The organism is Alteromonas sp. AWJ4_197 (genome assembly GCF_056160285.1).
On sequence record NZ_JBSWWW010000002.1, the window covers coordinates 502,718 to 526,015 of the forward strand.

Annotated in this window: 21 protein-coding genes; 13 read left to right on the forward strand and 8 right to left on the reverse strand. The window is 49.5% G+C overall.

Annotation, left to right across the window (positions count from 1 at the left end; genetic code table 11):
- Positions 1-86: 86 nt before the first annotated feature.
- Complete coding sequence (gene tyrS, locus ACXAGC_RS05615) at positions 87-1,289, reverse strand: tyrosine--tRNA ligase (RefSeq protein WP_119502292.1); 1,203 nt, start codon at positions 1,287-1,289, stop codon at positions 87-89.
- A gap of 181 nt (positions 1,290-1,470) precedes the next feature.
- On the opposite strand from tyrS, the gene ACXAGC_RS05620 reads away from it, so the two are divergent.
- Both ACXAGC_RS05620 and ACXAGC_RS05625 read left to right on the forward strand, forming a co-directional pair.
- A complete protein-coding gene (locus ACXAGC_RS05620; protein WP_474843137.1) occupies positions 1,471-2,784 on the forward strand; it encodes an OapA family protein in 1,314 nt (437 codons plus the stop codon).
- A 95-nt stretch (positions 2,785-2,879) separates the two neighbouring features.
- Complete coding sequence (locus tag ACXAGC_RS05625) at positions 2,880-3,818, forward strand: D-2-hydroxyacid dehydrogenase (protein ID WP_474843139.1); 939 nt, start codon at positions 2,880-2,882, stop codon at positions 3,816-3,818.
- A 3-nt stretch (positions 3,819-3,821) separates the two neighbouring features.
- Here ACXAGC_RS05625 and ACXAGC_RS05630 read toward each other — a convergent pair whose 3' ends face one another.
- Positions 3,822-4,394 carry a glutathione S-transferase family protein gene (locus ACXAGC_RS05630; protein ID WP_474843462.1) on the reverse strand — a complete coding sequence of 191 codons (573 nt, stop codon included), beginning with the start codon at positions 4,392-4,394 and terminating at the stop codon, positions 3,822-3,824.
- Positions 4,395-4,524: 130 nt separating this feature from the next.
- The gene (gene erpA, locus ACXAGC_RS05635) at positions 4,525-4,869 is read right to left on the reverse strand and encodes an iron-sulfur cluster insertion protein ErpA (protein ID WP_119502295.1); all 345 of its coding nucleotides are present in this window, start codon (positions 4,867-4,869) and stop codon (positions 4,525-4,527) included.
- A 470-nt stretch (positions 4,870-5,339) separates the two neighbouring features.
- Here erpA and ACXAGC_RS05640 point away from each other — a divergent pair, with 470 nt between their 5' ends.
- The 3 genes from ACXAGC_RS05640 to ACXAGC_RS05650 all read left to right on the forward strand — a co-directional run bounded on the left by ACXAGC_RS05640 (position 5,340) and on the right by ACXAGC_RS05650 (position 9,162).
- Positions 5,340-6,812 (forward strand): NarK family nitrate/nitrite MFS transporter, encoded by a 1,473-nt coding sequence (locus tag ACXAGC_RS05640; RefSeq protein WP_474843142.1) that lies wholly within the window; start codon positions 5,340-5,342, stop codon positions 6,810-6,812.
- 11 nt (positions 6,813-6,823) lie between these two features.
- Positions 6,824-8,542 (forward strand): bifunctional protein-serine/threonine kinase/phosphatase, encoded by a 1,719-nt coding sequence (locus ACXAGC_RS05645; RefSeq protein WP_474843144.1) that lies wholly within the window; start codon positions 6,824-6,826, stop codon positions 8,540-8,542.
- An 89-nt stretch (positions 8,543-8,631) separates the two neighbouring features.
- The gene (locus tag ACXAGC_RS05650; protein ID WP_474843146.1) at positions 8,632-9,162 is read left to right on the forward strand and encodes a CC0125/CC1285 family lipoprotein; all 531 of its coding nucleotides are present in this window, start codon (positions 8,632-8,634) and stop codon (positions 9,160-9,162) included.
- A gap of 9 nt (positions 9,163-9,171) precedes the next feature.
- Here the strand turns inward: ACXAGC_RS05650 and ACXAGC_RS05655 are convergent, their stop codons facing one another.
- On the reverse strand, positions 9,172-9,915 hold the full coding sequence (locus tag ACXAGC_RS05655) for a DUF6776 family protein (RefSeq protein WP_474843148.1): 744 nt from the start codon (positions 9,913-9,915) through the stop codon (positions 9,172-9,174).
- Between the two features lie 106 nt (positions 9,916-10,021).
- Between ACXAGC_RS05655 and ACXAGC_RS05660 the strand changes: the two genes are divergently transcribed.
- The 3 genes from ACXAGC_RS05660 to ACXAGC_RS05670 all read left to right on the forward strand — a co-directional run bounded on the left by ACXAGC_RS05660 (position 10,022) and on the right by ACXAGC_RS05670 (position 12,430).
- Positions 10,022-11,698 carry a chloride channel protein gene (locus ACXAGC_RS05660; protein WP_474843150.1) on the forward strand — a complete coding sequence of 559 codons (1,677 nt, stop codon included), beginning with the start codon at positions 10,022-10,024 and terminating at the stop codon, positions 11,696-11,698.
- Positions 11,699-11,710: 12 nt separating this feature from the next.
- Positions 11,711-12,136 carry a protoporphyrinogen oxidase HemJ gene (hemJ, locus tag ACXAGC_RS05665; RefSeq protein WP_119502300.1) on the forward strand — a complete coding sequence of 142 codons (426 nt, stop codon included), beginning with the start codon at positions 11,711-11,713 and terminating at the stop codon, positions 12,134-12,136.
- A 75-nt stretch (positions 12,137-12,211) separates the two neighbouring features.
- On the forward strand, positions 12,212-12,430 hold the full coding sequence (locus ACXAGC_RS05670) for a hypothetical protein (protein WP_474843152.1): 219 nt from the start codon (positions 12,212-12,214) through the stop codon (positions 12,428-12,430).
- A 23-nt stretch (positions 12,431-12,453) separates the two neighbouring features.
- Here ACXAGC_RS05670 and ACXAGC_RS05675 read toward each other — a convergent pair whose 3' ends face one another.
- On the reverse strand, positions 12,454-13,110 hold the full coding sequence (locus tag ACXAGC_RS05675; protein WP_474843154.1) for a UPF0149 family protein: 657 nt from the start codon (positions 13,108-13,110) through the stop codon (positions 12,454-12,456).
- Positions 13,111-13,192: 82 nt separating this feature from the next.
- Here ACXAGC_RS05675 and ACXAGC_RS05680 point away from each other — a divergent pair, with 82 nt between their 5' ends.
- Entirely contained in the window at positions 13,193-14,389 is a 1,197-nt protein-coding gene (locus ACXAGC_RS05680) for an Nramp family divalent metal transporter (protein WP_474843156.1), read from the forward strand.
- Between the two features lie 29 nt (positions 14,390-14,418).
- Here the strand turns inward: ACXAGC_RS05680 and ACXAGC_RS05685 are convergent, their stop codons facing one another.
- The 3 genes from ACXAGC_RS05685 to typA all read right to left on the reverse strand — a co-directional run bounded on the left by ACXAGC_RS05685 (position 14,419) and on the right by typA (position 18,050).
- A complete protein-coding gene (locus tag ACXAGC_RS05685) occupies positions 14,419-15,558 on the reverse strand; it encodes a MalY/PatB family protein (RefSeq protein WP_474843157.1) in 1,140 nt (379 codons plus the stop codon).
- A gap of 99 nt (positions 15,559-15,657) precedes the next feature.
- Complete coding sequence (locus ACXAGC_RS05690; RefSeq protein ID WP_474843159.1) at positions 15,658-16,032, reverse strand: response regulator; 375 nt, start codon at positions 16,030-16,032, stop codon at positions 15,658-15,660.
- 194 nt (positions 16,033-16,226) lie between these two features.
- On the reverse strand, positions 16,227-18,050 hold the full coding sequence (typA, locus tag ACXAGC_RS05695; protein ID WP_119502306.1) for a translational GTPase TypA: 1,824 nt from the start codon (positions 18,048-18,050) through the stop codon (positions 16,227-16,229).
- Positions 18,051-18,617: 567 nt separating this feature from the next.
- Here typA and glnA point away from each other — a divergent pair.
- The 4 genes from glnA (at position 18,618) to glnG (ending at position 23,259) form a co-directional block, all read left to right on the forward strand.
- The gene (gene glnA, locus ACXAGC_RS05700; protein WP_474843162.1) at positions 18,618-20,027 is read left to right on the forward strand and encodes a glutamate--ammonia ligase; all 1,410 of its coding nucleotides are present in this window, start codon (positions 18,618-18,620) and stop codon (positions 20,025-20,027) included.
- A 101-nt stretch (positions 20,028-20,128) separates the two neighbouring features.
- A complete protein-coding gene (locus ACXAGC_RS05705) occupies positions 20,129-20,638 on the forward strand; it encodes a DUF4124 domain-containing protein (RefSeq protein WP_474843164.1) in 510 nt (169 codons plus the stop codon).
- 127 nt (positions 20,639-20,765) lie between these two features.
- Positions 20,766-21,851 carry a nitrogen regulation protein NR(II) gene (gene glnL / locus ACXAGC_RS05710; protein ID WP_474843166.1) on the forward strand — a complete coding sequence of 362 codons (1,086 nt, stop codon included), beginning with the start codon at positions 20,766-20,768 and terminating at the stop codon, positions 21,849-21,851.
- Complete coding sequence (gene glnG / locus ACXAGC_RS05715) at positions 21,844-23,259, forward strand: nitrogen regulation protein NR(I) (protein WP_303572767.1); 1,416 nt, start codon at positions 21,844-21,846, stop codon at positions 23,257-23,259. Before glnL ends, glnG begins: the two co-directional genes overlap by 8 nt.
- Positions 23,260-23,298 lie beyond the last annotated feature (39 nt).

Here is a 23,298-nt window from a genome sequence, read left to right on the forward strand (position 1 = left end):
GCCCGCTACGGTAAATACACATCAACAGCCATTAAAAAACCCGCAATCATGCGGGTTTTCTTATTTCTGCGGCGGACACCGGAAAATTATGCTGTCAGTGTAACTCTGGCAAACTTACGTTTACCCACCTGATACACGGCTTCACCGGCTTCTGTGATCACCAGACGGGTATCTTCGACTTTTTCACCGTCAATCTTCACCGCGCCCTGCTTAATCATACGCATGGCATCAGAGGTAGAACCCACCAGCCCCGCTTCTTTCAGCAGGTTACCGATGGCAATCCCGTCAGCTTCCATGGCAACAGACACTTCCGGCATGTCATCAGGGATGGCGTTTTTCTGGAAACGCTGAATAAAGTCCTGATGCGCACCTTCTGCTGCAGCTTCGTCGTGGAAACGGGCGATGATCTCTTTTGCCAGTTCGATTTTGATATCACGGGGATTCGCACCGGCTTCAACCTTCGCTTTCAGTTCTGCCACTTCTTCAAGAGGACGGAAGCTCAGCAGGTCATAGTAACGCCACATCAGATCATCAGAAATCGACATCACTTTACCAAACATATCGTTCGGCGCATCAGTAATACCGATGTAGTTATTCAGCGATTTAGACATTTTCTGCACGCCGTCTAAACCTTCCAGCAGTGGTACCATCACTACCGCCTGCTGGCTCAGACCGTTCTCTTTTTGCAGCTCACGGCCCATTAACAGATTAAAGCGCTGATCAGTGCCGCCCAGCTCAACATCTGATTTCAGTGCAACAGAATCATAACCCTGAACCAGCGGGTACAGGAATTCGTGAATAGCGATTGGCTGACCACCGTTGTAACGCTTTTTGAAGTCATCACGCTCAAGCATACGGGCTACCGTCTGGCTGGCCGCCAGTTTGATCATACCAGCCGCACCCAGCGCATCCATCCACTCAGAGTTAAAACGAATCTGCGTTTTCTCTTTATCGAGGATTTTGAATACCTGTTCCTGATACGTTTTAGCGTTTTCCAATACCTGTTCTTTGCTTAAAGGCTTGCGTGTCACGTTTTTACCGGTAGGATCACCGATAAGACCGGTGAAATCACCGATCAGGAACACAACGTTATGGCCTAACTGCTGAAAGGTGCGAAGTTTATTAATCAGGACGGTGTGACCCAAATGTAAGTCTGGTGCCGTAGGATCGAAACCAGCCTTGATGGTCAGCGTCTTGCCTGACTTGAGTTTTTCAATTAACTCTTCTTCAGGCAGGATCTCATCCGTACCCCGTTTAATTTCAGCTAAAGCGGTTTGCCAATCGGTCATGCTCGTTCCACACTTATTACATTTACTGGGAAAATTTAATCGGGGCATTTTACGCATCCCGGTGAACCTTTGAAAGACTTGACCGTCAAAAATCGGCTTCCTGTGCGATCTAATCATGAAATTACAGGTGCTTTGGTGGAAAGTCGTGCTGTAACACGATATTCTCAGGCTGGGCAGTAATATGAGATTGAAATTTACCGTGGTTCTGAAAACATTCAAAAATCTTCCCAAACCACACCGGACCGGATTGGTGATCGCCAGTTTTTTACTGGGTGGTCTTATTCTTCTTCCTTCTGAACCGGTCGAAGCAAGTCGTCATCAGGAATCCCTGATTTTAGACGCAGGTGTGCGTTACCCTGTTGCGCTTTCAGTCATTGAAACGCCGGAAATCTATGTCGAAGAAGACGAGGGTAACTGGGAAACATTCAAAGTGGGTCGTGGCGACACACTGGCTAAAATATTCAAGCGTGCAGGTTTTTCTGCCCGCGATACTTATGACGTGACTCAGGCAGGCGAACTGGCAAAAACCCTGGTCACCCTGATTCCGGGTGACGAGTTGCAGTTGCGCGCCGGTGAAGATGGCAGTTTTGACGGACTGCGTTACGCCATTTCTTATAAAGAAGCGTTGCTTATCAAGCGCAATGCTGAAGACGATGGCCTCACCGCTCAGCTGGAAGCGAAAGAAATCGAAACCCGCTACAGCTTTGCACAGGGTGAAATCGACTCCAGCTTCTGGAATGCCGGTGTTGATGCCGGTCTGACCGACAATCAGATCATGCACCTTGCGGGTATTTTCGGCTGGGATATTGACTTCGCTATGGGTATCCGTCAGGGCGATTTGTTCAATATCGTGTATGAAGAAAATTATATCGACGGCGAATTTGTGGGCTACGGCGATATCGTTGCCGCTGAATTTGTGAATCAGGGTGAGCGCTTTGTTGCTATCCAGCATGATGACGGCAATTACTATACGCCGGAAGGCCGCAGCATGCGTAAAAGCTTTTTACGTGCGCCGATTAACTTCAAATACGTGAGCTCTAACTTTACTAAAGCCCGTTTCCATCCGGTGCAGAAACGCTGGAAATCTCACAACGGTACAGACTACGTGGCAGCCGTCGGTACGCCAATCATGGCCGCCGGTGACGGTAAGGTTATTGAAGCGTCGTATAACCGCTTTAATGGTAACTACGTGTTCATTCAGCATGGTGAGAAATACGTCACCAAGTACCTGCACCTTAAAAAGCGTGGTGTGAAGCGTGGTGACACGGTGAAACAGGGCCAGACAGTAGGCTATCTTGGTTCAACAGGTATGGTAACCGGCGCTCACCTTCACTATGAATTTCTGGTAGATGGTGTACACCGTAACCCCAGAACCGTAGAGTTGCCGAAAGCGCGTCCTATCGACTCATCAGAAAAAGACGCCTTTATGAAAATTGCTGAGGTACGCTTAGGTCAGCTGGATAACACCAAGCGTCTGATGCTGGCGATGAAATAAGCCTGTCGCGCAGACAATGAACATACTGAAAATGCCCGCTATGCGGGCATTTTTGTTCCCGCACAATGAAATATAAACAACAACCGGTATGCCCTATGAACACCCATAAGCTGGCAGTGCTCAGCAATGAAGCGCAGGAATATGCGCCGTTGATCCCCGCATTACTCCCTGACAACGTGGTACTTGATTGCATTACAACGGAACCGGTGGATGTGGACAAAGACAGTGTCACCATTCTGCTGGCGGATCCTGACCTTGCTGCCCTGGTGATCCCCCAAATGCCGGCACTGAAATGGTGTCAGTCGGTTTGGGCGGGCAACAGACCCTTACTGGCGCTGGACAGACAAGACTATCTGCTGACAGCAGCAAAGGGGATTTTCGGGGTACAGATGAGGGAATATGTATTCACCTGGCTGTTGCACTATTCCCGCTCTGTTGATGATTATGCACAAGCACAACGCAATGCTGTCTGGTCACCTCCCCGCTACGCCCGTTTGCAGGGTAAAACGCTCGGGATCACCGGCGCGGGTTCCATTGCGGATGCAATATTACCGGTGGCAGAAGTATTCGGGTTGAATATCATCGGGTTAAGCCGCAGTGGTAAACCGAAAGCAGGTTACACGGCGATGTACACGCAGGCGTCAGTGCATGAGTTTGCCGGCCGGTGCGATTTTGTTCTGAACCTGATGCCGGATACGCCGGACACAAGAGGCTTACTGAATGCAGACTTCTTTTCCGGGTTGTCCGGTGACTGTGTACTGATTAATGCCGGGCGGGGCTCTGCCATCGTTGAAGAGGATTTGCTCTCTGCACTGGATAACGGGCAATTGAAAGCCGCGGTCCTGGATGTCTTTAATGAAGAACCATTGCCAGCCTCACACCCATTCTGGCAACACCCCAAAATCAAAATAACGCAGCACACCGCGGCGGAATCCCGCCCTGCCGATGTGGCTGCGCTATTTGCAGATAACTTACAGCGTTATTTATCCTGTCAGCCCCTGATGCATCAGTTCAATTTTACACGGGGCTATTAGTGCTTAACCGCGGGGGTCAGTAGCGGTGACCTCTATCCGGTCAATGAGCTGTTCGCGGAAGGCTTTCAGCGCATCAAGACCGGTAAGGGGATGCAGTTCACGGAACTCAACCCAGTCAATAAGTGTAAACAGCGCCACCGACGGATAACCCCAACCATCAAACTCGCCGGCACTGACCATTTCATTCAGCAAGCCAAGCGTAGAAGCAATACGCTCTTTCTGCAGGCGGACAAACAACTGATCGTTGGTAGCCTCAATGCCTGAACGCTTAAGCATGAAAAGCTGAACAAACGAGTCGTTAGCACCGTCAATCATCGTCAACTGGTTTTCCTGGTCCCAGCTCAGAGGTGGCAAATCCAGCTTTGCCAGCAAATAACTGTGGATCACACGGGAGTCGAAAATTAACTGACCATCATCTTCAAGACACGGCACTTTCAGGGTAGGGTTTTTAGATGCCAGTATGTCCCGGCCCTCACCCTCAAAGATGTTCAGATTGATAAATTCGTGCTCTGTAGCAGACAGCACGATGCGGATGCGGCGAACATAAGGCGATGTAACGGAGCCGTACAGTTTCATCATAAAATACCTCAGCAACATTGAGAACAAAGTAATGACGACACAGTAACGGGTATAACCGGAAAATGGTACAGGGTGCACAGGATAAATCAGACCGGTGCACCTGAGAGAATGATGAGTTACAGGATGCTCAGATACTGAAGCTTGAACCACACCCGCAGGTGGTTGTGGCGTTGGGGTTATCCACCAGGAAGCGGGACCCTTCCAGACCGTCAACATAATCAACGGTACCGCCCACCAGATATTGCAGGCTCATAGGGTCGACCACCAGCGTAACGCTGTCTTTTTCGATGGTCATGTCACCTTCATTTACCTTCTCGTCGAAAGTGAAGCCATACTGAAAGCCCGAGCAGCCACCGCCAGTGACATACACACGCAATTTCAGATTCGGATTTTCTTCCTCTGTGACCAGCTCTTTCACTTTCTTCGCAGCAGAATCAGAAAAATCGATTGGCAGCGCCATTTCTACAGACATAGTTACCTCGCAAAATACCACGGGCTTTCGCCCTGAAAACATCCCTGAACGTCTCACAAACCTGAACCACACATCAGCTCAGTAGCAGAGCCGGTGAACGGGATATGGCTAATTATCTAATACCTGACCAAATCAATCAACTAATCCGCGCAATCCTGTGCTCCGCGACTCTGACCGGAAACTGCTGAAAACAACATTCGTTTGCACCACACGAAGACGAGCGCACCAAAACAATGCAACCGACATGGGCAACGTGTCCGGATGAATTTCTAACTCATTGAAATCATGAAATAAAAAAACAGGCATGGTTTTCGCTAACTCTATGTCGGGTTAACATCCCATGCTTTCCAGCATAATGAGTTTTTACCACAGAGCCGGCCGAAGACCGGATGTGACACAATCTGTTATCAGGCAATGATGCCCGGCGTTGAACTATCAGCGCCGGGTTTTTTTATTTAAGGGCACAATCAATGAGTGTTGAAAAATTTAATCTTTTCTCCTTCACCGGAAAAATGAAAATTCTCCACCTGTCATGGATGGTCTTCTTCGTGACCTTCGTGGTGTGGTTCAACATGGCACCGCTTAAACAGGTGATCATGAATGATATGGGGCTGAGCATTGAAGAATGGAAGACCTTACTGATCCTCAATGTGGCGCTGACCATTCCGGCCCGAGTGATCATTGGTGCACTCACTGATAAATACGGCCCCCGCATCGTTTATTCCGCATTGCTTGCCGTCTGCTCTGTCCCCTGTTTTGTATTTGCCTTCGCCGACAATTTCACTCAGTTAGCTATCGCCCGTTTTGCTTTGGGCTTTATCGGCGCTGGTTTTGTCATTGGTATCCGTATGGTCAGTGAGTGGTTCCCTCCTAAAGAGTTGGGCACTGCCGAGGGTGTGTATGGTGGCTGGGGCAACTTTGGCTCTGCGGCTGCAGCATTTACCTTACCGGCGCTGGCGCTGCTGTTTGGCGGTGATGATGGCTGGCGCTACGCCGTTGCCCTTACCGGAGTACTTTGCCTGATCTTCAGTGTGATTTACTTCACCAACGTCACAGATACGCCCAAAGGCTCGACTTACTTCCGTCCGAAAAACCTGGGTGGGATGGAAGTCACCAGTAAAGGCGATTTCTTCTTTCTGCTGGTGATGAAAACACCTATGTATGCCGCGCTGGCACTACTGAACTGGAAATTATCCCCGCAAGGCGTAGCCATGCTCAGCGAAAGTGTAGCGGTAACCCTCTATGTGCTACTGGCTGCGCTGTATCTTTTTGATGCCTGGTCTACCTTCAAAGTGAACCGCGAAATATTTAAAACGCCGGTTGCCCCTGAACACCGTTATGAGTTTAAACAGGTTGCGGTTCTGAACATCCTGTATTTTGCGACCTTTGGTTCAGAACTGGCCGTAGTTTCAATGTTACCGGCTTTCTTTGCTGAAACCTTTGAATTGTCAATGGCAACAGCCGGTCTGCTGGCGGGTATGTATGCATTTATGAATCTGATGTCCCGCCCCGGCGGTGGCTTGATTTCTGACAAATTCGGTCGTAAGAAAACCCTGCTTATCCTCACCGCCGGTCTGGCACTGGGCTACTTCACGTTAAGTCATATTACCGGTCAATGGCCCGTCTGGCTGGCAGTCCTTGCTGTTATGGCCTGTTCTTTCTTCGTACAATCCGGTGAGGGTGCTGTATTTGCCGTAGTACCGCTCATCAAGCGTCGCCTGACCGGCCAGATAGCAGGTATGACAGGAGCTTACGGTAATGTGGGTGCAGTGACTTATTTAACGGTTTACTCTTTTGTTGATGCCTCCGTCTTCTTCCTGGTGATCAGTGCCACTGCTGCACTGGGCTTTGTAGCACTGCTATTCATGCGTGAACCGGGAGGTACTATTACCGAAGTCAATGAAGATGGTACAGTTGAACTTATTCAGGTAGGTTCACACTAGGACCCTTCCGTTTGTCACAGTTAGATCTCAGTTTTGGCGGTTACAGCACGCAGGGCATCAAAGATGAAAATCAGGATGCCTTTGCGGCCTGGCAGGCCAGAGACCACGCAGTAAAAGACAAAGGTATCGCCGTCGCCATTGCCGACGGCGTGTCTGCCTGTACACGGGCAAAGGAAGCGGCTAACACGGCCGTCACCAACTTTATTCACGACTACATGCAAACCCCGGCAAGCTGGACCGTTCAGCGCGCCGCAGGCCAGGTACTTAACAGCCTTAACCGTTGGTGTCACGGGCAGTATGACTATTCTCACGGTGGCTACAGCCAGATGCTGACCACGCTCAGCAGCGTGATATTCAAATCCCGCTGCGGATTTATGCTCCACGTGGGAGACAGCCGGATCTACCGCTATTCGCAGGGCAACCTGGAACAACTCAGCCGTGATCATTCAGCGAGACAGGGCAGTAATATTGTCCTCACCCGGGCCATAGGGCTGGAGGCAAAGCTGGATGTGGATTTTTCCCGCTTTGCGCTGAACAAAGATGAAATTTACGTACTGACAACCGACGGCGTTACTAACTTTTTGTCTTCAAGACAAATCCGTCAGCATCTCGACAGTCACACCAATGATCTCAAACAAACGGCATTTAATATCGTCAGTGCAGCCCTAAAAGCAGGCAGTGACGACAATACAACCTGCCTGCTGGTAAAGGTGAATGATTTGCCCGCCGGTGATGCCGCGGATGCGGATGCAATGCTGGATTCCTTGCGCCTGTTACCGCCGCTGGAACCCGGCCACAAAGTTGACGGTTACCGGGTGATTGAACAGTTTTTTAATGGTACCCGCTCCAGTTTGTATAAAGTCGCCGATGAAAAAACCGGTAAAGTGTACGGCTTAAAAACGCCTACAGAGTATTTTGAAGACGATCCCACCCATCTGAAGGGTTTTCTGCGGGAAGAGTGGATAGGCAAACACCTGGATAACCCTGCCGTGATGAAGGTCTTTCCCCGGCCTGACAATGCCAGATTTATTTATCACATCTGCGAATACGTTGAAGGGATCACCCTGCGACAGTGGATGATTGATAATCCGAAGCCCGCCCCTGAACAGGTACGCCGCATCGTTAAACAAATAATTGCCGGACTCAGAGTATTTCAGCGCAATGATATGGTGTACCGCGACATCAAACCGGAAAACATCATGCTAACCGATACCGGTGAAGTCAAAATCATTGATTTCGGTACTGTACAGGTAAAGGCTCTGCTGGAAACCGGTGAACAGGAGCAGGAAGACTACCCGGTGGGATCGGTAAACTATATTGCGCCGGAATTTTTGATCGATAACCACAGCGATTTTCAATCCGACCTGTTTTCTCTCGGGGTTGTGGTGTACGAAATGTTCACCGGCGAACTCCCCTACCAGCCCTTTAAATTTAAGGATTACATTCCGGCCAACGTTTTTGAATACAAGTACCGCAGCCTGAAATCATATCGTCCCGATCTGCCGGCGTGGCTGGATATCTGCCTGAAAAAAGCCACGCAACCGGAACGGGAGAAGCGGTTTAATGCCTATTCTGAGTTCGAAATCGCGTTAAGTAATCCGAAAGATCTCATTGTCAGTGAACAAACATTCTCTCCTTTGCTGGAACGTAATCCCGTCCTGTTCTGGCAAATGATTTGCGCCGTACTTTGCGGGGTCATAGTGTGGCTGACCTGGCTGCTTAACCGATGAAGCGTTAACCGTAACTGAACTTATTCTTTAGTTTTCTGTAAAAAACAGTGATGTTATGACAGCCTGACAATCAGGCGCAGGAGACACTAATGAATAAAGTTACATCATTACTAATTGTTGCCCTTACCCTTACGCTGGCCGCCTGTGCCAGCCAGCCTGCATACCGCGAAGCCTCGAATGGCGGCTTCGGTTATACGGAAACCAAACTTACCGATACACAATACCGCGTGTACTTCAAAGCCAGAGGCTCAGATAAAACCAGAGCCATGGATTACGCCATGCTTCGTGCTGCTGAAATTACACTGGAAAATCAATATGACTGGTTTACGGTAACGGAGCGCGAAACACTCGTGGATAAAGAAACCGTATCGACGGGACCTGAGACGATGTTTTCACAGCGCTACGCCAGGGTGACTGAATGCGGTGCACTTACCTGCCGGACAAGCTGGCAGCCTCAGACCATGGTTTCCACCGGAGTTTTCATTGGCGGCCGTGAGCAGAGTCAAATTGAGAGTACGCTGAATATAAAGATGGGTAAAGGCACCGCGCCGGAAGACAACGAAACCTTTAATGCTGAGCAGGTAAAAACCAACCTGCTGATGCAACTGGAAACAGAATAAACCTGACGTTTAACTGTCCAGACTCCCCTCCTCTGGCGGGGAGTCGTATACATCAATCCAGTTTACGCTGTTGATATACTCTCCCCGTTTGCTTTTCCATTGAAATACCTCAGTGGAAAACACAATCTGTTCAGGAATAAATCCAGCAGGTAGCGTGAACTCCTCATCGACGGTCTGGAAAAACTTAAATCCCCATTTGATGTTTCCATTGGGTAGAAATCCCCCCTCACCGGCTTTAATTTCGTGAGGTTTTCCACCCAGACTCCCTTTAATGAGTACCGCAAGCTCACCTTTCAGCATGGCTTTATTTTCATTTTGCTGAAGCAACACCGCCTTGATCCGGTAACGGTTATTGCTGGCCAGGGGAGACACCTGGATCCCGTCGATGAAAAAGCCGTCCTGAGTCACTTCCGGAGCAACCACCCGCTGGTAAAAGCTGAGCTGTTCTTCCAAAGAACGCCCCTGCTGTTCTCTGGCTTCGAGCATCTTCTTGTACGATGACACCGAGCTGGCTGCCATTACGCTTTCCACCTGCAATGCAGCAACCTGTTTTCGTAACGCTGCGTTTTCATCTTCCAGATATTGCCGGGTCTGCTTTTCACTCAGCGCTACTTTTTCTTCGTTTTGCTGCTGAAACTGCGCCAGCTGATAACCCGTGACCAGCATAAACAACAAACCGGCCACGCAGGCCAGGGTAAACCTGTACAGCCCCCATTTTTGGATTAATTCAGCGCGTTGTAACGGTAACTTCATTGTTCTTCTTTATTCAATTTTAAACCAACAAACAGGCACACTACTTGATAGGAAAAGCAGTGACTTATGATAGAATAACGCCACAGCAAAAGGATAAGCCACTTTAATGCGACTTTCAGCACTTCGCCAGGAACTAGCCCATCCCAGAACCTCCGTTCAGGTGTGTATGCTGGGCATTGTGGGTGGCCTCATTGCTGCCGGCCTGATAATCCTGTTCCGGTTATGTGTGGAATGGGTGCAAGGTAGTGCGCTTACGTTGTTAAAGCAAGTGGTTTCCGATGAATGGATGGTGTGGTTTCTGATGCCGCTGTGTGCAGTGGCCTGCATCCTGATCATTGCCTGGATCACGGGGTTCAAACATTACCGCCTCGGCATTCCTTTCGTTATCCACCGTGTTAAACATCATTACGGACTGATCCCGTTCCGAACCACAATTAATCAATTCTTTGGCGGTATGCTGGCGCTGGCCGGCGGTTTTGTTGTTGGCCGCGAAGGGCCGTCTGTACACCTTGGTGCATTTGGCAGCAGCTTCCTTGGCCAGTGGTTACGTCTTCCCTATAACAGTATTCGTATACTGGCGGGTTGCGGCATTGCAGCCGGTATATCAGCTTCATTCAACACCCCCTTCGCCGCGGTCATCTTTGTAATGGAAGTGGTGCTCAGAGAATATAAAATTCACATCTTCGTACCGGTGATGCTGGCGGCAGCCATAGGTTCGGTGCTCACCCGTATGGTGTTCGGGGAAGTGAACGAGTTATCCTTTCTCGCCATCGCCGCCTTTGATGAATGGATGTATTTCTATTTCATTTTCCTTGGCATTGCTCTTGGTGCGCTGGCAACCTTATTTAATTCTCAACTGATGCGGGTAATGCAATTTTTCCGGCCGATTAATATGATCTGGCGACTCATTCTTGCAGCGCTTATCACCGGTACCATCGGCATTTTCCTGCCGGAAAGTTTAGGCGCCAGCTTTGATGATGTGGACCATCTTTTCCACACCCATCCGGGCACCTTACTACTCCTGTCGATTCTTTCGGCCAAACTGATCCTGGCGATTTTTACCATCGGACTGGGCGTCCCGGGTGGTATCATCGGGCCTGTCATGGTGATTGGTATGCTGGCGGGCTCTGTACTGCTAATGCCCCTGCAATCGCTGGTAGATGTTGATGACTACACCAGCAGCTTTGCCCTGCTCGGCGTTGCAGGCATGCTTACAGCAGTACTGCATGCCCCCCTCGCTGCACTGTCGGCGGTGATGGAGTTGTCGTACAGTCCGGAAATCATTCTGCCGGCCATGCTGGTGATTGTGCCGGCATACGTTACGGCCACCCAGTTTTTAGGCAACCGGTCTATCTTTATCCGTCAGCTCGATTATCAGAATCTGCCGTATGCCGTGACCTCTATCCGCGAAGCACTGGAAAAAACCGGTGTGCTGGCAGCCATGACCACGGAATACAAACTGTTTCTGGATGCGCCGGAACAGGCTATCGAAAATTATCTGTCTGAGAATCCCACTTACGTGGTGGTACAGAAATCCCGCACAGAGCTGGATGTGCATTACAAACTGGTTCAATACGATGTCAGTCTGGACCATAATGCACACCCATTGAGTTATTTCAGTATGGAAGGTGTCAGCAGTCAGGCCACGTTGCACGAAGTGTACGAAAAGCTGAAGAACGGCCGTAGCGGAGCGGTGTATGTATACGACCAGTCTGTGCAGGAAGTCAAAGGGGTAATTACCTGGAACATTCTGCAAACCTTCCTGCAAAGAGCACAGTATTAACGGAAACCGGTTATGATTTTGTGGTTAAAAGCGTTACACATCTTTTTTATGGTCGCCTGGCTGGCGGGAATTTTTTATCTTCCGCGGCTGTTTGTTTATCATGCAGAAGCAAAAGAACAAAATATTCGTGATCAATTTAAAATAATGGAAAGAAGGCTATGGTTTTTTGTCACGCCTTTTGCCATATTAACACTTATATTCGGTGTGTCCCTGATTTACGTTTACGGCATGGCCTGGTTCCGGGCTTCAGCGTGGCTACATGTTAAACTAACGCTTTTACTTGCCATTTATGCATATCACTTCTATTTATTTAAACTGGTTAATCAATTTGCCCGCGACGAAAATACCCGGTCGCCTAAGTTTTACCGTTTTTTAAATGAAGCACCCGTATTACTTTTACTGGCAATTGTGATCTTAGCTGTCGTTAAACCGTTCTAAAAACCATTAGCAGGCCAGTTTAACCCGCTTTATCCTAAGCGATATCGTTGTCATAAAATTAAAGGAAGCAATTTTGTGGCGAATTTTCTCCGGAAACGTGACAAGGCAAACCAAAACATGGATGTGAGTAACGAACATTTGAAGTCCTTACTGGAAAAGACCGATGAAGCTTTTCAGGCGCTTCTGAAAGAACCGGATTCAGACGAACTCAACGACGCCTATGAAGCGGCGCGGGTGGAACTGAACAGTTACATCAGCTCAATGCGTCACAATCTCGCCCAGCGACTTAAGTAAAGCTTTTCAAGCCGGCGGACGCCCTACTCTTTCATCTGCACAAAAGTTTCAAATTGATCAGGTAAAACACCGGCCAGTTCTCCTGCCAGATCAACATACTCTTTCAGCATCGCCGGTAACTGTGCAGCCAGTTGCGGAAGATGCTGCTGCAAAGCCGCTGCCTGTTCATCTGTACTCCTTTCCATTGCGAGATCGGGATTCGCCAGTGTTGAAAATAACTTAAGACAGCGGGACAGCCGCTTTGCAGGATCTTCATTCCCCTTCACGCCTTTATCTTTCTCAGGGTTTGCCTCTGCCAGTTGCCATGCTTTTTGCCATACCGGTTCAAGCCTGCCATGGGCGCTGAGCAAACCGGTAAGCCATGCCGTTAACTCCTTGCGCTCTTCGGCATTGTCATGCCACTGACAAACTCCGGGCAGCAACGACGTATTATTTCTCATCGCCTGCAAGTCCTGCCTTAAACCGTCCATCAGGCCCTCTGCCATGTGTTCGAACGAGACATCAGAAGCCGCCACTGGCGCATTCGCCACCAGCCAGGGCATCCATTGTTCGGGCATAGGAATTTCAGGACTGGTTGCCACAGCGAAAATGAATCCGCGACAATGGCATTGCGACGGGAGCAAAGCCGCCAGAGCCGGTTCTGCAAATAATGATGAAAACGGCGTGCTGTTATTTTCCATTTATTCTGAACACTTTGATTAACCACGAAGAATCGTTATGCTGCATGCACTATAACAATAACACTTAAATGGAGTACGCAGTATGGCAAGTGACAAATCAGGCTATATTGTTGCGGCGGCTTTTATTGGTCCGGGAACAGTAACAACGGCCAGCATGGCCGGCGCAGGTTTTGGTTTTCACCTTGCTTGGGCACTCCTGTTTTCTGTAATAGCCACTATGGTATTGCAGGATATGGCTGCGCGGCTGGGCACAGGAACCGGAAAGGGCTTGTCGGATGCCTTAATGACACTGACAGAAAATAAAGCCTTACGCATTACCATTGCGGCTTTGATTGTGTCCGCCATCGGTATTGGCAATGCGGCCTATGAATCCGGCAACCTTACCGGAGCAGCCATAGGCCTGGATGCCATTACTCCGTTAGATACGTCTCAATGGGCTTTCATCCTGGGCGCACTTGCAGCGCTGTTGTTGTACACCGGAAAGTATAAATTAATTGAGTCAGTGCTGGTGTCACTGGTTGCCATCATGGCCCTGGTGTTTGTCATCACCCTGTTTTTTGCCGGGCCGGACTGGTCTGCCATGCTCAGTCAACTTCTTCATCCGCAACTTGATGCCGGCACGATTACCATGGTGCTGGCTCTTGTAGGTACCACTATCGTCCCGTACAACCTGTTCTTACATGCCAGCCTTGTGGCACAGCAGTACGGGAAAACAAACGACGATGCCGCTCTGAAGGCCTGCAGGAAGCAATCTGTGACTGCTATCGGATTCGGGGGCATTATTACGATGATTATCGTTGCCACCGCGATGACCGCGTTTTACGGACAGAGTGAGTCTCTTGATGCCGGTAATATGAGCCGTCAGCTTGCGCCGGTACTCGGGGATTATGCACAGTGGTTTTTTGCCGCCGGTTTGTTCGCTGCCGGTCTCACCAGCGCTATAACCGCCCCTCTGGCAGCATCCTACGCGGTGTGCGGTGCTTTGGGTAAACCAGCGGATATGACAGGCAGGTTATTTAAAGGTGTGTGGCTGGTGGTTATTCTGAGCGGCGTGATTATCGCCAGTATCGGCATTAAACCATTACTCGCCATCTTGTTCGCTCAGGCCACTAACGGGCTGCTTCTGCCCTTTATTGCGGTATTTTTATTAGCCGTTATGAACCGGCAATCACTGCCAGCCACATACAGAAACAGCACGTTCAGCAACCTCACCGGTGCTGCAATCGTGCTGTTTGTGGTATGTCTCGGGCTGTATAAAGTCGCCTCACTGTTTTTGTGAGGCGCAATATCAGCCGGCCGGCTGACTGATCAGGCTTTACCTGCCAGTCTGCCAAGCACATTGTTCAGCATGTTACGGCTGCAACCAAAGTTAATGCGGAAATGATCCGGCGCAAGGAAGTCAGCGCCGGGTGATGGTCCCACGCCCCGGCTTTCTGCCCATTTCTGCACATTCGCCACATCCAGCCCGCTTGCGTCTATCCATGCCAGAAATGTTGCCTGCGACTGATGCACTTTCAGACCGTCAATGGCATTCACCTGTTCAATCAGTGTTGCCTGGTTACCTTTCAGGTAGGTCAGCAATTCAGAATGCCACTGATCACATTGGGTAAAGGCCGCTTCAGTGGCCACCAGCCCCAACAGGTTTACCCACGGCATGTGACCGGCTGCGGACTGCACGAACTGCTGACGCAGCTGACGGTCAGGGATAATCGCAAATGAAGCACCCAGACCGGCCACGTTGAAGGTTTTACTGGCAGCCATCAGGGTAACGCTGACATCTTTCAGCGCTTCTACTCTGCCTGCCGGAATGTGTTTTACTGTTTCATCGAGGATCAAATCGCAGTGAATTTCATCACTGCACAATTTCACGTCGTTTTGCAGGCAAATCTCAGCAACACGATCAACCTCCTGCTGGCTCAGCACACTCCCCACAGGATTCATCGGGTTGCACAGAATCAGTAACTTACACTTTGGATCCGCGGCCTGGGTTTCCAGCTCAGCAAAATCCAGTGTGGGCCGGCCGTCTACGTCAACAGTACCGATATCGACACGCTCCATGCCGTTAATTTTCGGCGCAGCCAGCAACGGCGGATAATTGGGCGTTTGCACCATCACTTTATCACCAGGCTTACAATACGCTTTAATGGCAATGTTAAATGCCGGCACGACGCCCGGCGTCCATACCAGCCAGTCAGGATCAATAACCCAGTCGTGTTTGTCTTCAAGCCAGCGCTGAACAGCCTCAATAGCCGGCTTGTACTGCGCCGGCAATACATAACCCATGATGCCGTGATCAACACTGGAAGAGAGTGCATCCAGAATGGCGGGGGCGCAACGGAATTCCATATCGGCAACCCATGCCGGAATGATGTCCTGACCGGCGTATTTTTGCCATTTAAAAGAATAGGTATCCTGACGGGAAGGCGTATCGTCGAAATTGAAAGGCACGTGAGATTTTCCTGTGTTGCAGTGCTAAAAGAAAGTGCGAGAAGGCCCCTGCGGGCCATATCTCTATGCCTGTAACACTACAACGATTAACGGTCAGCTTCAATCCACCAGTTGCTTAACTTTCTGCACCAGGTTTTCTGATGTGAACGGTTTGGCAAGAAACTGGGTGGCCCCGCCTTTTTTCGCTGCGATTACCGTGTCACGTGTGGCATCAGCCGTCAGTAAGATGAAAGGGGTTTTCAGCCCAGCTTCACGGCACGCTTTCAGCAACGTTAAACCGTCGTATTGGGGCATGTTCTGATCACTGATGATCAAAGACAAATTATCCTGCGGCTGGTTGACTAAAAAGTCATGCGCCATTTCACTCCGGCTGAAAGCAAACACATTGGCACCCAACTCCTCTTCCAGTGCATAGGTCACAATGTCTAACGTTATCGTATCATCATCTATCACTGCGATGGTGTATTCAGCCACACTTTACTCCTTAACAGCATGCTACAGCAGCTCTGAACTATTTCTCTTTCCGGACATTCCGGCACTCAGTGTACACACATACATTGCCGGCTCCGGCGCAACATGAAGAATAAGTCTTATTCACCGGGATTGAAACAATACTTCAGGCGAAAAAAAAGCGTCCATCAGGACGCTTTTTCAAAAATACTCAGTACTTATTTCGCACGACCGGCACGTTTACGGTCGTTTTCAGTCAGCAGCTTCTTACGAATACGGATGCTTACCGGCGTAACTTCTACCAGTTCATCGTCATCGATAAATTCCAGCGCCTGTTCCAATGACATTTTCACAGGTGGAACCAGAGTTTGCGCTTCATCAGTACCTGATGCACGCACGTTTGTCAGTTGCTTACCTTTCAGGGCGTTTACTGTCAGGTCATTGTCACGGCTGTGAATACCGATGATCATACCTTCGTAAACTTCAACACCGTGTCCGATGAACAGACGACCACGTTCCTGCAGGTTAAACAGGGCGTTTGTCAGTGCTTTACCCATTGCATTGGCAATCAGTACACCATTCTTACGCTTACCGATAGTACCGCCTTTGTGCGGACCGTAATGGTCGAACGTGTGGTACAACAGACCTGAACCGGAAGTCAGCGTCATGAACTCAGTCTGGAAACCAATCAGACCACGGCTTGGAATGATGAAGTCCATACGGATACGGCCTTTGCCATCCGGGTTCATGTCACGCATTTCTGCTTTACGCAGACCAAGCTGTTCCATGATTGAACCCTGGTGCTCGTCTTCACAGTCGATAGTCAGTGTTTCAAACGGTTCTTGCAGCTCGCCGTCAACTTCTTTCAGGATTACTTCCGGACGTGATACCGCCAGCTCGTAACCTTCACGACGCATATTTTCAATCAGGATACCTAAGTGCAGTTCACCACGGCCTGATACGCGGAATTTATCCGGGTCAGCGGTTTCTTCAACGCGCAGTGCCACGTTATGTACCAGCTCGTCCTGCAGACGCTCAAGGATGTTACGTGAAGTCACGTACTTACCTTCTTTACCGGCAAACGGAGATGTGTTTACCTGGAACGTCATGGTTACTGTTGGTTCGTCAACCGTCAGCGGAGGCAAGGCTTCTACTGTATTAACGTCACACACAGTATCAGAAATTTTCAGTTCGCCCAGACCAGTAATCGCGATGATGTCACCTGCGCTTGCAGAGTCGACTTCATGACGCTCAAGACCTAAGTAACCCAGTACCTGACCCACTTTACCGTTGCGCTTCTTACCATCAGCACCAACAACAGTAACCTGCTGGTTCATCTTCACGCTACCGCGCTTAACACGACCAACACCGATTACGCCAACATATGAGTTGTAGTCCAGCTGAGAGATCTGCATCTGGAATGCACCGGCAGGGTCTGCATTTGGCGCTTCAACCTGATCCACGATTAACTGGAACAGTGGCGTCATGTCTTCGCCTTTGGTGTCTGCATCCATTGATGCCCAGCCATTCAGTGCTGATGCATAGATAACCTGGAAGTCTAACTGCTCATCAGTCGCACCTAAGTTATCGAACAGGTCAAAAACCTGATCCATTACCCAGTCAGGACGTGCACCCGGCTTGTCAATTTTATTGATTACTACGATTGGCTTCAGACCCTGAGCAAACGCTTTTTGCGTTACGAAACGGGTTTGCGGCATAGGACCTTCCTGCGCATCAACCAGCAGCAGTACACAGTCAGCCATCGACATTACACGCTCTACCTCACCACCGAAGTCGGCGTGTCCCGGGGTGTCTACGATGTTGATGCGGTAGTCATTCCAGTTAATGGCGGTGTTTTTCGCCAGAATGGTAATACCACGCTCTTTCTCGATGTCGTTAGAGTCCATTACCCGTTCCTGGGCTTCGCCACGGCTTTCCAGCGTACCGGATTGCTGTAACAGTTTGTCAACCAGAGTCGTTTTACCATGGTCAACGTGCGCGATAATCGCGATATTGCGTAATTTATTAATATCAGTGGTCATTGGGTCAAAGCCTTGGAAATCAGCGTTGCAGATGTAAGAAAAACATCAGGCAGATTTGATTGCTAAAACGGAATAGTAAAATGTGCGCGGATTGTACAGAAATTCCTTTCGCTTTGCGCATCTTTTTTTATTTTTCTTTGTGACACTTTTCTGGATTATGTGCGGATCTAATTTATTCCAATGTTTTATCAATGATCCTACTAGTATCCGGGTTTGCTTTGTTCTAGTCTAAGCATCAGTTCTTATCTTCATATACTGCAATTTCTGCATTGTCACAGCCTTTATTCTTCTGCTCCGGTTCGAATCATTCCGGTACGGATAAATCACGGCTTAATAATGTTCAGCAGTCCGATAGAACCCGATGAATCAAAACACCCTTGCGCACCAAAATAGAGCTTCACCGCACCATCATAGTGCACTTGCGTTTGTGGATTTTTGTGCTACTGCCTGCTAAGCCGCGTTTTACCGTCTTCATGTAAGTGGCATGAAAATAGCTTTAATGATTCTCAATTATTTTGGAGTGAAATTGTTCATTCCACGTTTATTCTAATAAATCCGGAGGACACGATGTCAATAGAAAAGGCATTAGAGCTGATCAAAGAAAGCGAAGCTAAATTTGTAGACTTACGCTTTACCGACACAAAAGGTAAGGAGCAACACGTATCGATCCCTGCAGGTCTGGTCGATGACGAGTTCTTTGAAGAAGGTAAGATGTTTGATGGTTCTTCAATTTCTGGTTGGAAACACATCAACGAATCAGACATGATCCTGATGCCAGACGCAGCATCTTGCGTTGTTGACCCGTTCGCAGAAGAAACTCAGGTAAACATCCGTTGTGACATCGTTGAGCCGTCTACCCTGGAAGGCTACGACCGTGACCCTCGCTCTGTTGCACGTCGTGCAGAAGAGTTCCTGAAGTCTACTGGTATCGGTGACACTGCTTTCTTCGGTCCAGAGCCAGAATTCTTCCTGTTTGACGATGTGAAATTCCACACTGACATGGCGGGTTCTTTCTTCAAGATCGATTCTTCTGAAGCAAAATGGAACTCCGGTGCAGAATTCGAAGGCGGTAATCTTGCTCACCGTCCTGGCGTAAAAGGCGGTTACTTCCCGGTTCCACCAGTAGACTCAGCACACGACATCCGTGGCGCAATGTGTCTGGTTATGGAAGAAATGGGTCTGGTCGTTGAAGCTCACCACCACGAAGTAGCAACTGCTGGTCAGAACGAAATCGCTTGTGCTTTCAACACGCTGGTTAAGAAAGCTGACGAAGTTCAAATCTATAAGTATGTTGTACACAACGTTGCAAATGCATACGGTCAGTCTGCGACATTCATGCCTAAGCCTCTGGTTGGTGACAACGGTTCTGGTATGCACGTTCACCAGTCTATCGCTAAAGATGGCAAAAACATCTTCGCAGGCGACAAGTACGCTGGTATGTCTGAAGAAGCGCTGTACTACATCGGCGGTATCATCAAGCACGCCCGTGCAATCAACGCATTCACTAACGCTTCTACTAACTCGTACAAGCGTCTGGTACCAGGCTTTGAAGCACCGGTTATGCTGGCTTACTCTGCACGTAACCGTTCTGCGTCAATCCGTATTCCTTACGTAACAAGCGATAAAGCGCGTCGTATCGAAGTACGTTTCCCTGACCCGACTGGTAACCCTTACCTGGGCTTCACTGCTATGTTAATGGCGGGTATCGACGGTATCATCAACAAGATTCACCCTGGTGACTCTATGGATAAAGACCTGTACGACTTACCACCAGAAGAAGCAGCAGAAATCCCAACTGTTGCCAGCTCACTGGAAATGGCTCTGGAAGCGCTGGACAACGACCGTGACTTCCTGAAAGCCGGTGGCGTTATGACTGATGACATGATCGATGCATACATCGGTCTGAAGTCTGAAGAAGTAACGACTCTGAACATGTCTACTCACCCTGTTGAGTTCGACATGTACTACAGCGTATAAGCCATTCGCTGATTTGATTTGAAAAAGCCCGCATCTGCGGGCTTTTTTTCGTCCCGGCTTTTGCTAGACTGAGAATTCTTTCGTTGTGAAAATGGTGTCCGATGATACTTCGCATTTTGCTTGTCACCGCTTTATTCGTGCCTTCAGTACAGTCACAAACAATTTATAAAGTCGTGAAAGAAGACGGTACCGTTCTGTATACAGACGTGCCACAGGACGGCGCAGAGACCCTTGAGTTCGAAGCCAATACCAGTAATGTTGCAGACAGCCCCGACATCAAAGCCACGCAACAGACGCAATCCCGCGACAAACAGCCCAACTATAAAGTATCCATTTCCTCTCCGGAACCGGAAGCCACAATCCGCAATAACAACGGTCAGTTTTCTATAACAGCCGCTACCACCCCGGCCTTCCGTGGCCGTTACCGCCTTACTTTCGACGGCCAGCCAACCCGCATCAACAGTAGCGGTAAGTTTAACCTCGCCGGCATTGACCGTGGCGCCCACACTTATCATATAGACATAATTGATAATAAGGGCAAGACTCTTGCATCATCTCCTCAGCAAACACTTTATTTGCATCAGGCATCAGTGTTTATCAATAACAATTAGCGTTCTTTGGTGGCGCAGCCAGCGCACCATGCGGGTTCATCAGAAAATTTTATTTTGGTGCAATCAACACCGTTTGAACGCGTTAAACTATAATGCACTATAAAAGTGCAAATGAGGAATACTCGGCATGCAAGCCACCGAGTTTGAAACAAACCATTTATTGAACAACCTGAACACAGCGTTGGTAATGGTCAACGAACGATTGCAAATCGTTTATGCCAATCACGCAGGGGAAGCGTTGTTCGAAACTGGGGTGAAGCAGCTCTCCGGACACAAGCTATCGGACTTTTTTGTGCCGAACGCCATCAATGATGCCCGTTTGCGGGCGGCAATTCGTCATGGCGAAGACTTTACTGAAAACGATTTACGTCTGTGCTTCAAAGACGGGCGTTGTGTATTGTCTGATCTCACTGTCACTAACCTGAATACCGATGACGGCCCTAAACTGATGTTTGAGGTGCGCCGTATCGACCAGCAACGCCGCATCTCCAGAGAAAATCAGCAAAATGCCCAGCACGATGCCGCCAGAGAACTGATCCGCGGCCTCGCCCATGAAATTAAAAATCCCTTAGGGGGAATTCGCGGTGCCGCCCAGTTGCTGGAAAAAGAGCTGACAAATCCCGACCATAATGAATTCACGCAGATGATCATCGAGCAATCAGACCGGCTGCGAAACCTGGTTGACCGTTTGCTCGGGCCCAACGCGCTGCCAAGGCTTGAGTGGAGTAATCTCCATCAAGCGCTTGAGAAAGTGCGCAGCCTGATGAGGGTCGACTCTGATAACCCAATCACTATCATCCGCGATTATGACCCGAGTATTCCGGATCTGAAAGTAGACCAGGACATGATTCAGCAATCGGTACTGAACATTTTAAGAAACAGTGTTCAAGCGCTCACAGAAGCGAAAACACCGTCACCGCAAATTCGGCTTGTTACCCGTATAGACAGACAAATGACCATTTTGGGTAAGCGGCACTCTCTGGTGGCCAAAATCCAGATCATTGATAACGGACCGGGTATCCCCGCCGCAATCAGAGACACCCTTTTTTATCCCATGGTCAGCAGCAAGCAGAACGGAAGCGGGCTGGGCCTGTCTATTGCACAAACATTAATAAATCACCACGGCGGAAAAATTGAGGTAGACAGCCATCCGGGCCACACCGAATTTACGCTATATCTCCCTGTCCCCAGAAAGGAGTCGGATAATGAATAATGAATCCGTATGGATTGTAGATGACGACAGCTCAATCCGCTGGGTTCTGCAAAAGGCATTACAGGCAGCCAATATCGGGTGTTTGAGTTTTGAGAATCCTGAAGATCTTTTACTGCAATTACAAAGTGGTCAGCGCCCTGAGGTTATCGTTTCAGATATCCGTATGCCTCAGATGGACGGCATGACACTGCTGGGGGAAGTACATAATACTGACCCGCTCATTCCGGTCATCATCATGACCGCGCATTCTGATTTAGATAGTGCTGTAAATGCCTACCAGAGTGGTGCGTTTGAATACCTGCCAAAACCCTTTGATATCGACGAAGCCGTTACGCTGGTGCAGCGGGCGCTGGCCCATGCACGGGAACAGAGCCGGCAAAATCAGGTACCTCAGGATGAAGCGGTTACTGAAATTATCGGTGAAGCGCCGGCCATGCAGGAAGTTTTCCGTGCCATCGGCCGGTTGTCCCGCTCCTCCATCAGCGTGCTGATTAATGGTCAGTCCGGTACAGGTAAAGAGCTGGTTGCTCATGCCCTGCACCGTCACAGCCCCCGTGCGGCCAATCCGTTCATTGCACTGAATATGGCAGCCATCCCGGCAGACCTCGTGGAATCAGAACTTTTCGGTCACGAAAAAGGCGCCTTTACCGGCGCACAAACTGCCCGTCAGGGCCGTTTTGAGCAGGCAAACGGCGGTACCCTTTTCCTTGACGAAATTGGTGATATGCCGCTGGACGTTCAGACCCGTTTGTTACGGGTACTGGCTGACGGACAATTTTATCGCGTCGGCGGACATCAGTCAGTGACTGTTGATGTGCGGATCATTGCTGCAACCCACCAGAATCTGGAAAAACGGGTGGCAGAAGGTAAGTTCCGTGAGGATTTATTTCACCGCCTGAACGTTATCCGTATCCACATTCCGTCGCTGGCAGAGCGCCGTGAAGATATTCCTCTGCTGGCAAGACACTTCCTGCGCCGTGCTGCGAAGGAGCTGGATGTAGAGACCAAGTCGCTGAGTAAAGATGCAGAGAAGCTGATGACCCGCCTGCCCTGGCCGGGTAACGTACGTCAGTTGGAAAACGTGTGCCGCTGGCTTACCGTTATGGCAAGCGGACAGGAAGTTTTACCCGGCGATCTACCGCCGGAAATCCACTCAGAGGGAACTATTGAGAAAAGTGGCGGTACCGCTACCGGCGACTGGCCCGAGTTACTGGCGAGATGGACCGACACTCAGCTTCGTGAAGGACATTACAATATCCTGAATGACGCCATGCTCACGTTTGAGAAAATCATGCTGGAACGTGCACTCAGTTACACTCATGGCCACAAACAGGATGCCGCCAAGCGTCTTGGCTGGGGTCGGAACACGCTGACCCGTAAACTTAAAGAGCTGGATGTGAACGGCTGAATAACGCCAGACGCAATTCACCCCGGTCCCGGCAGTCTT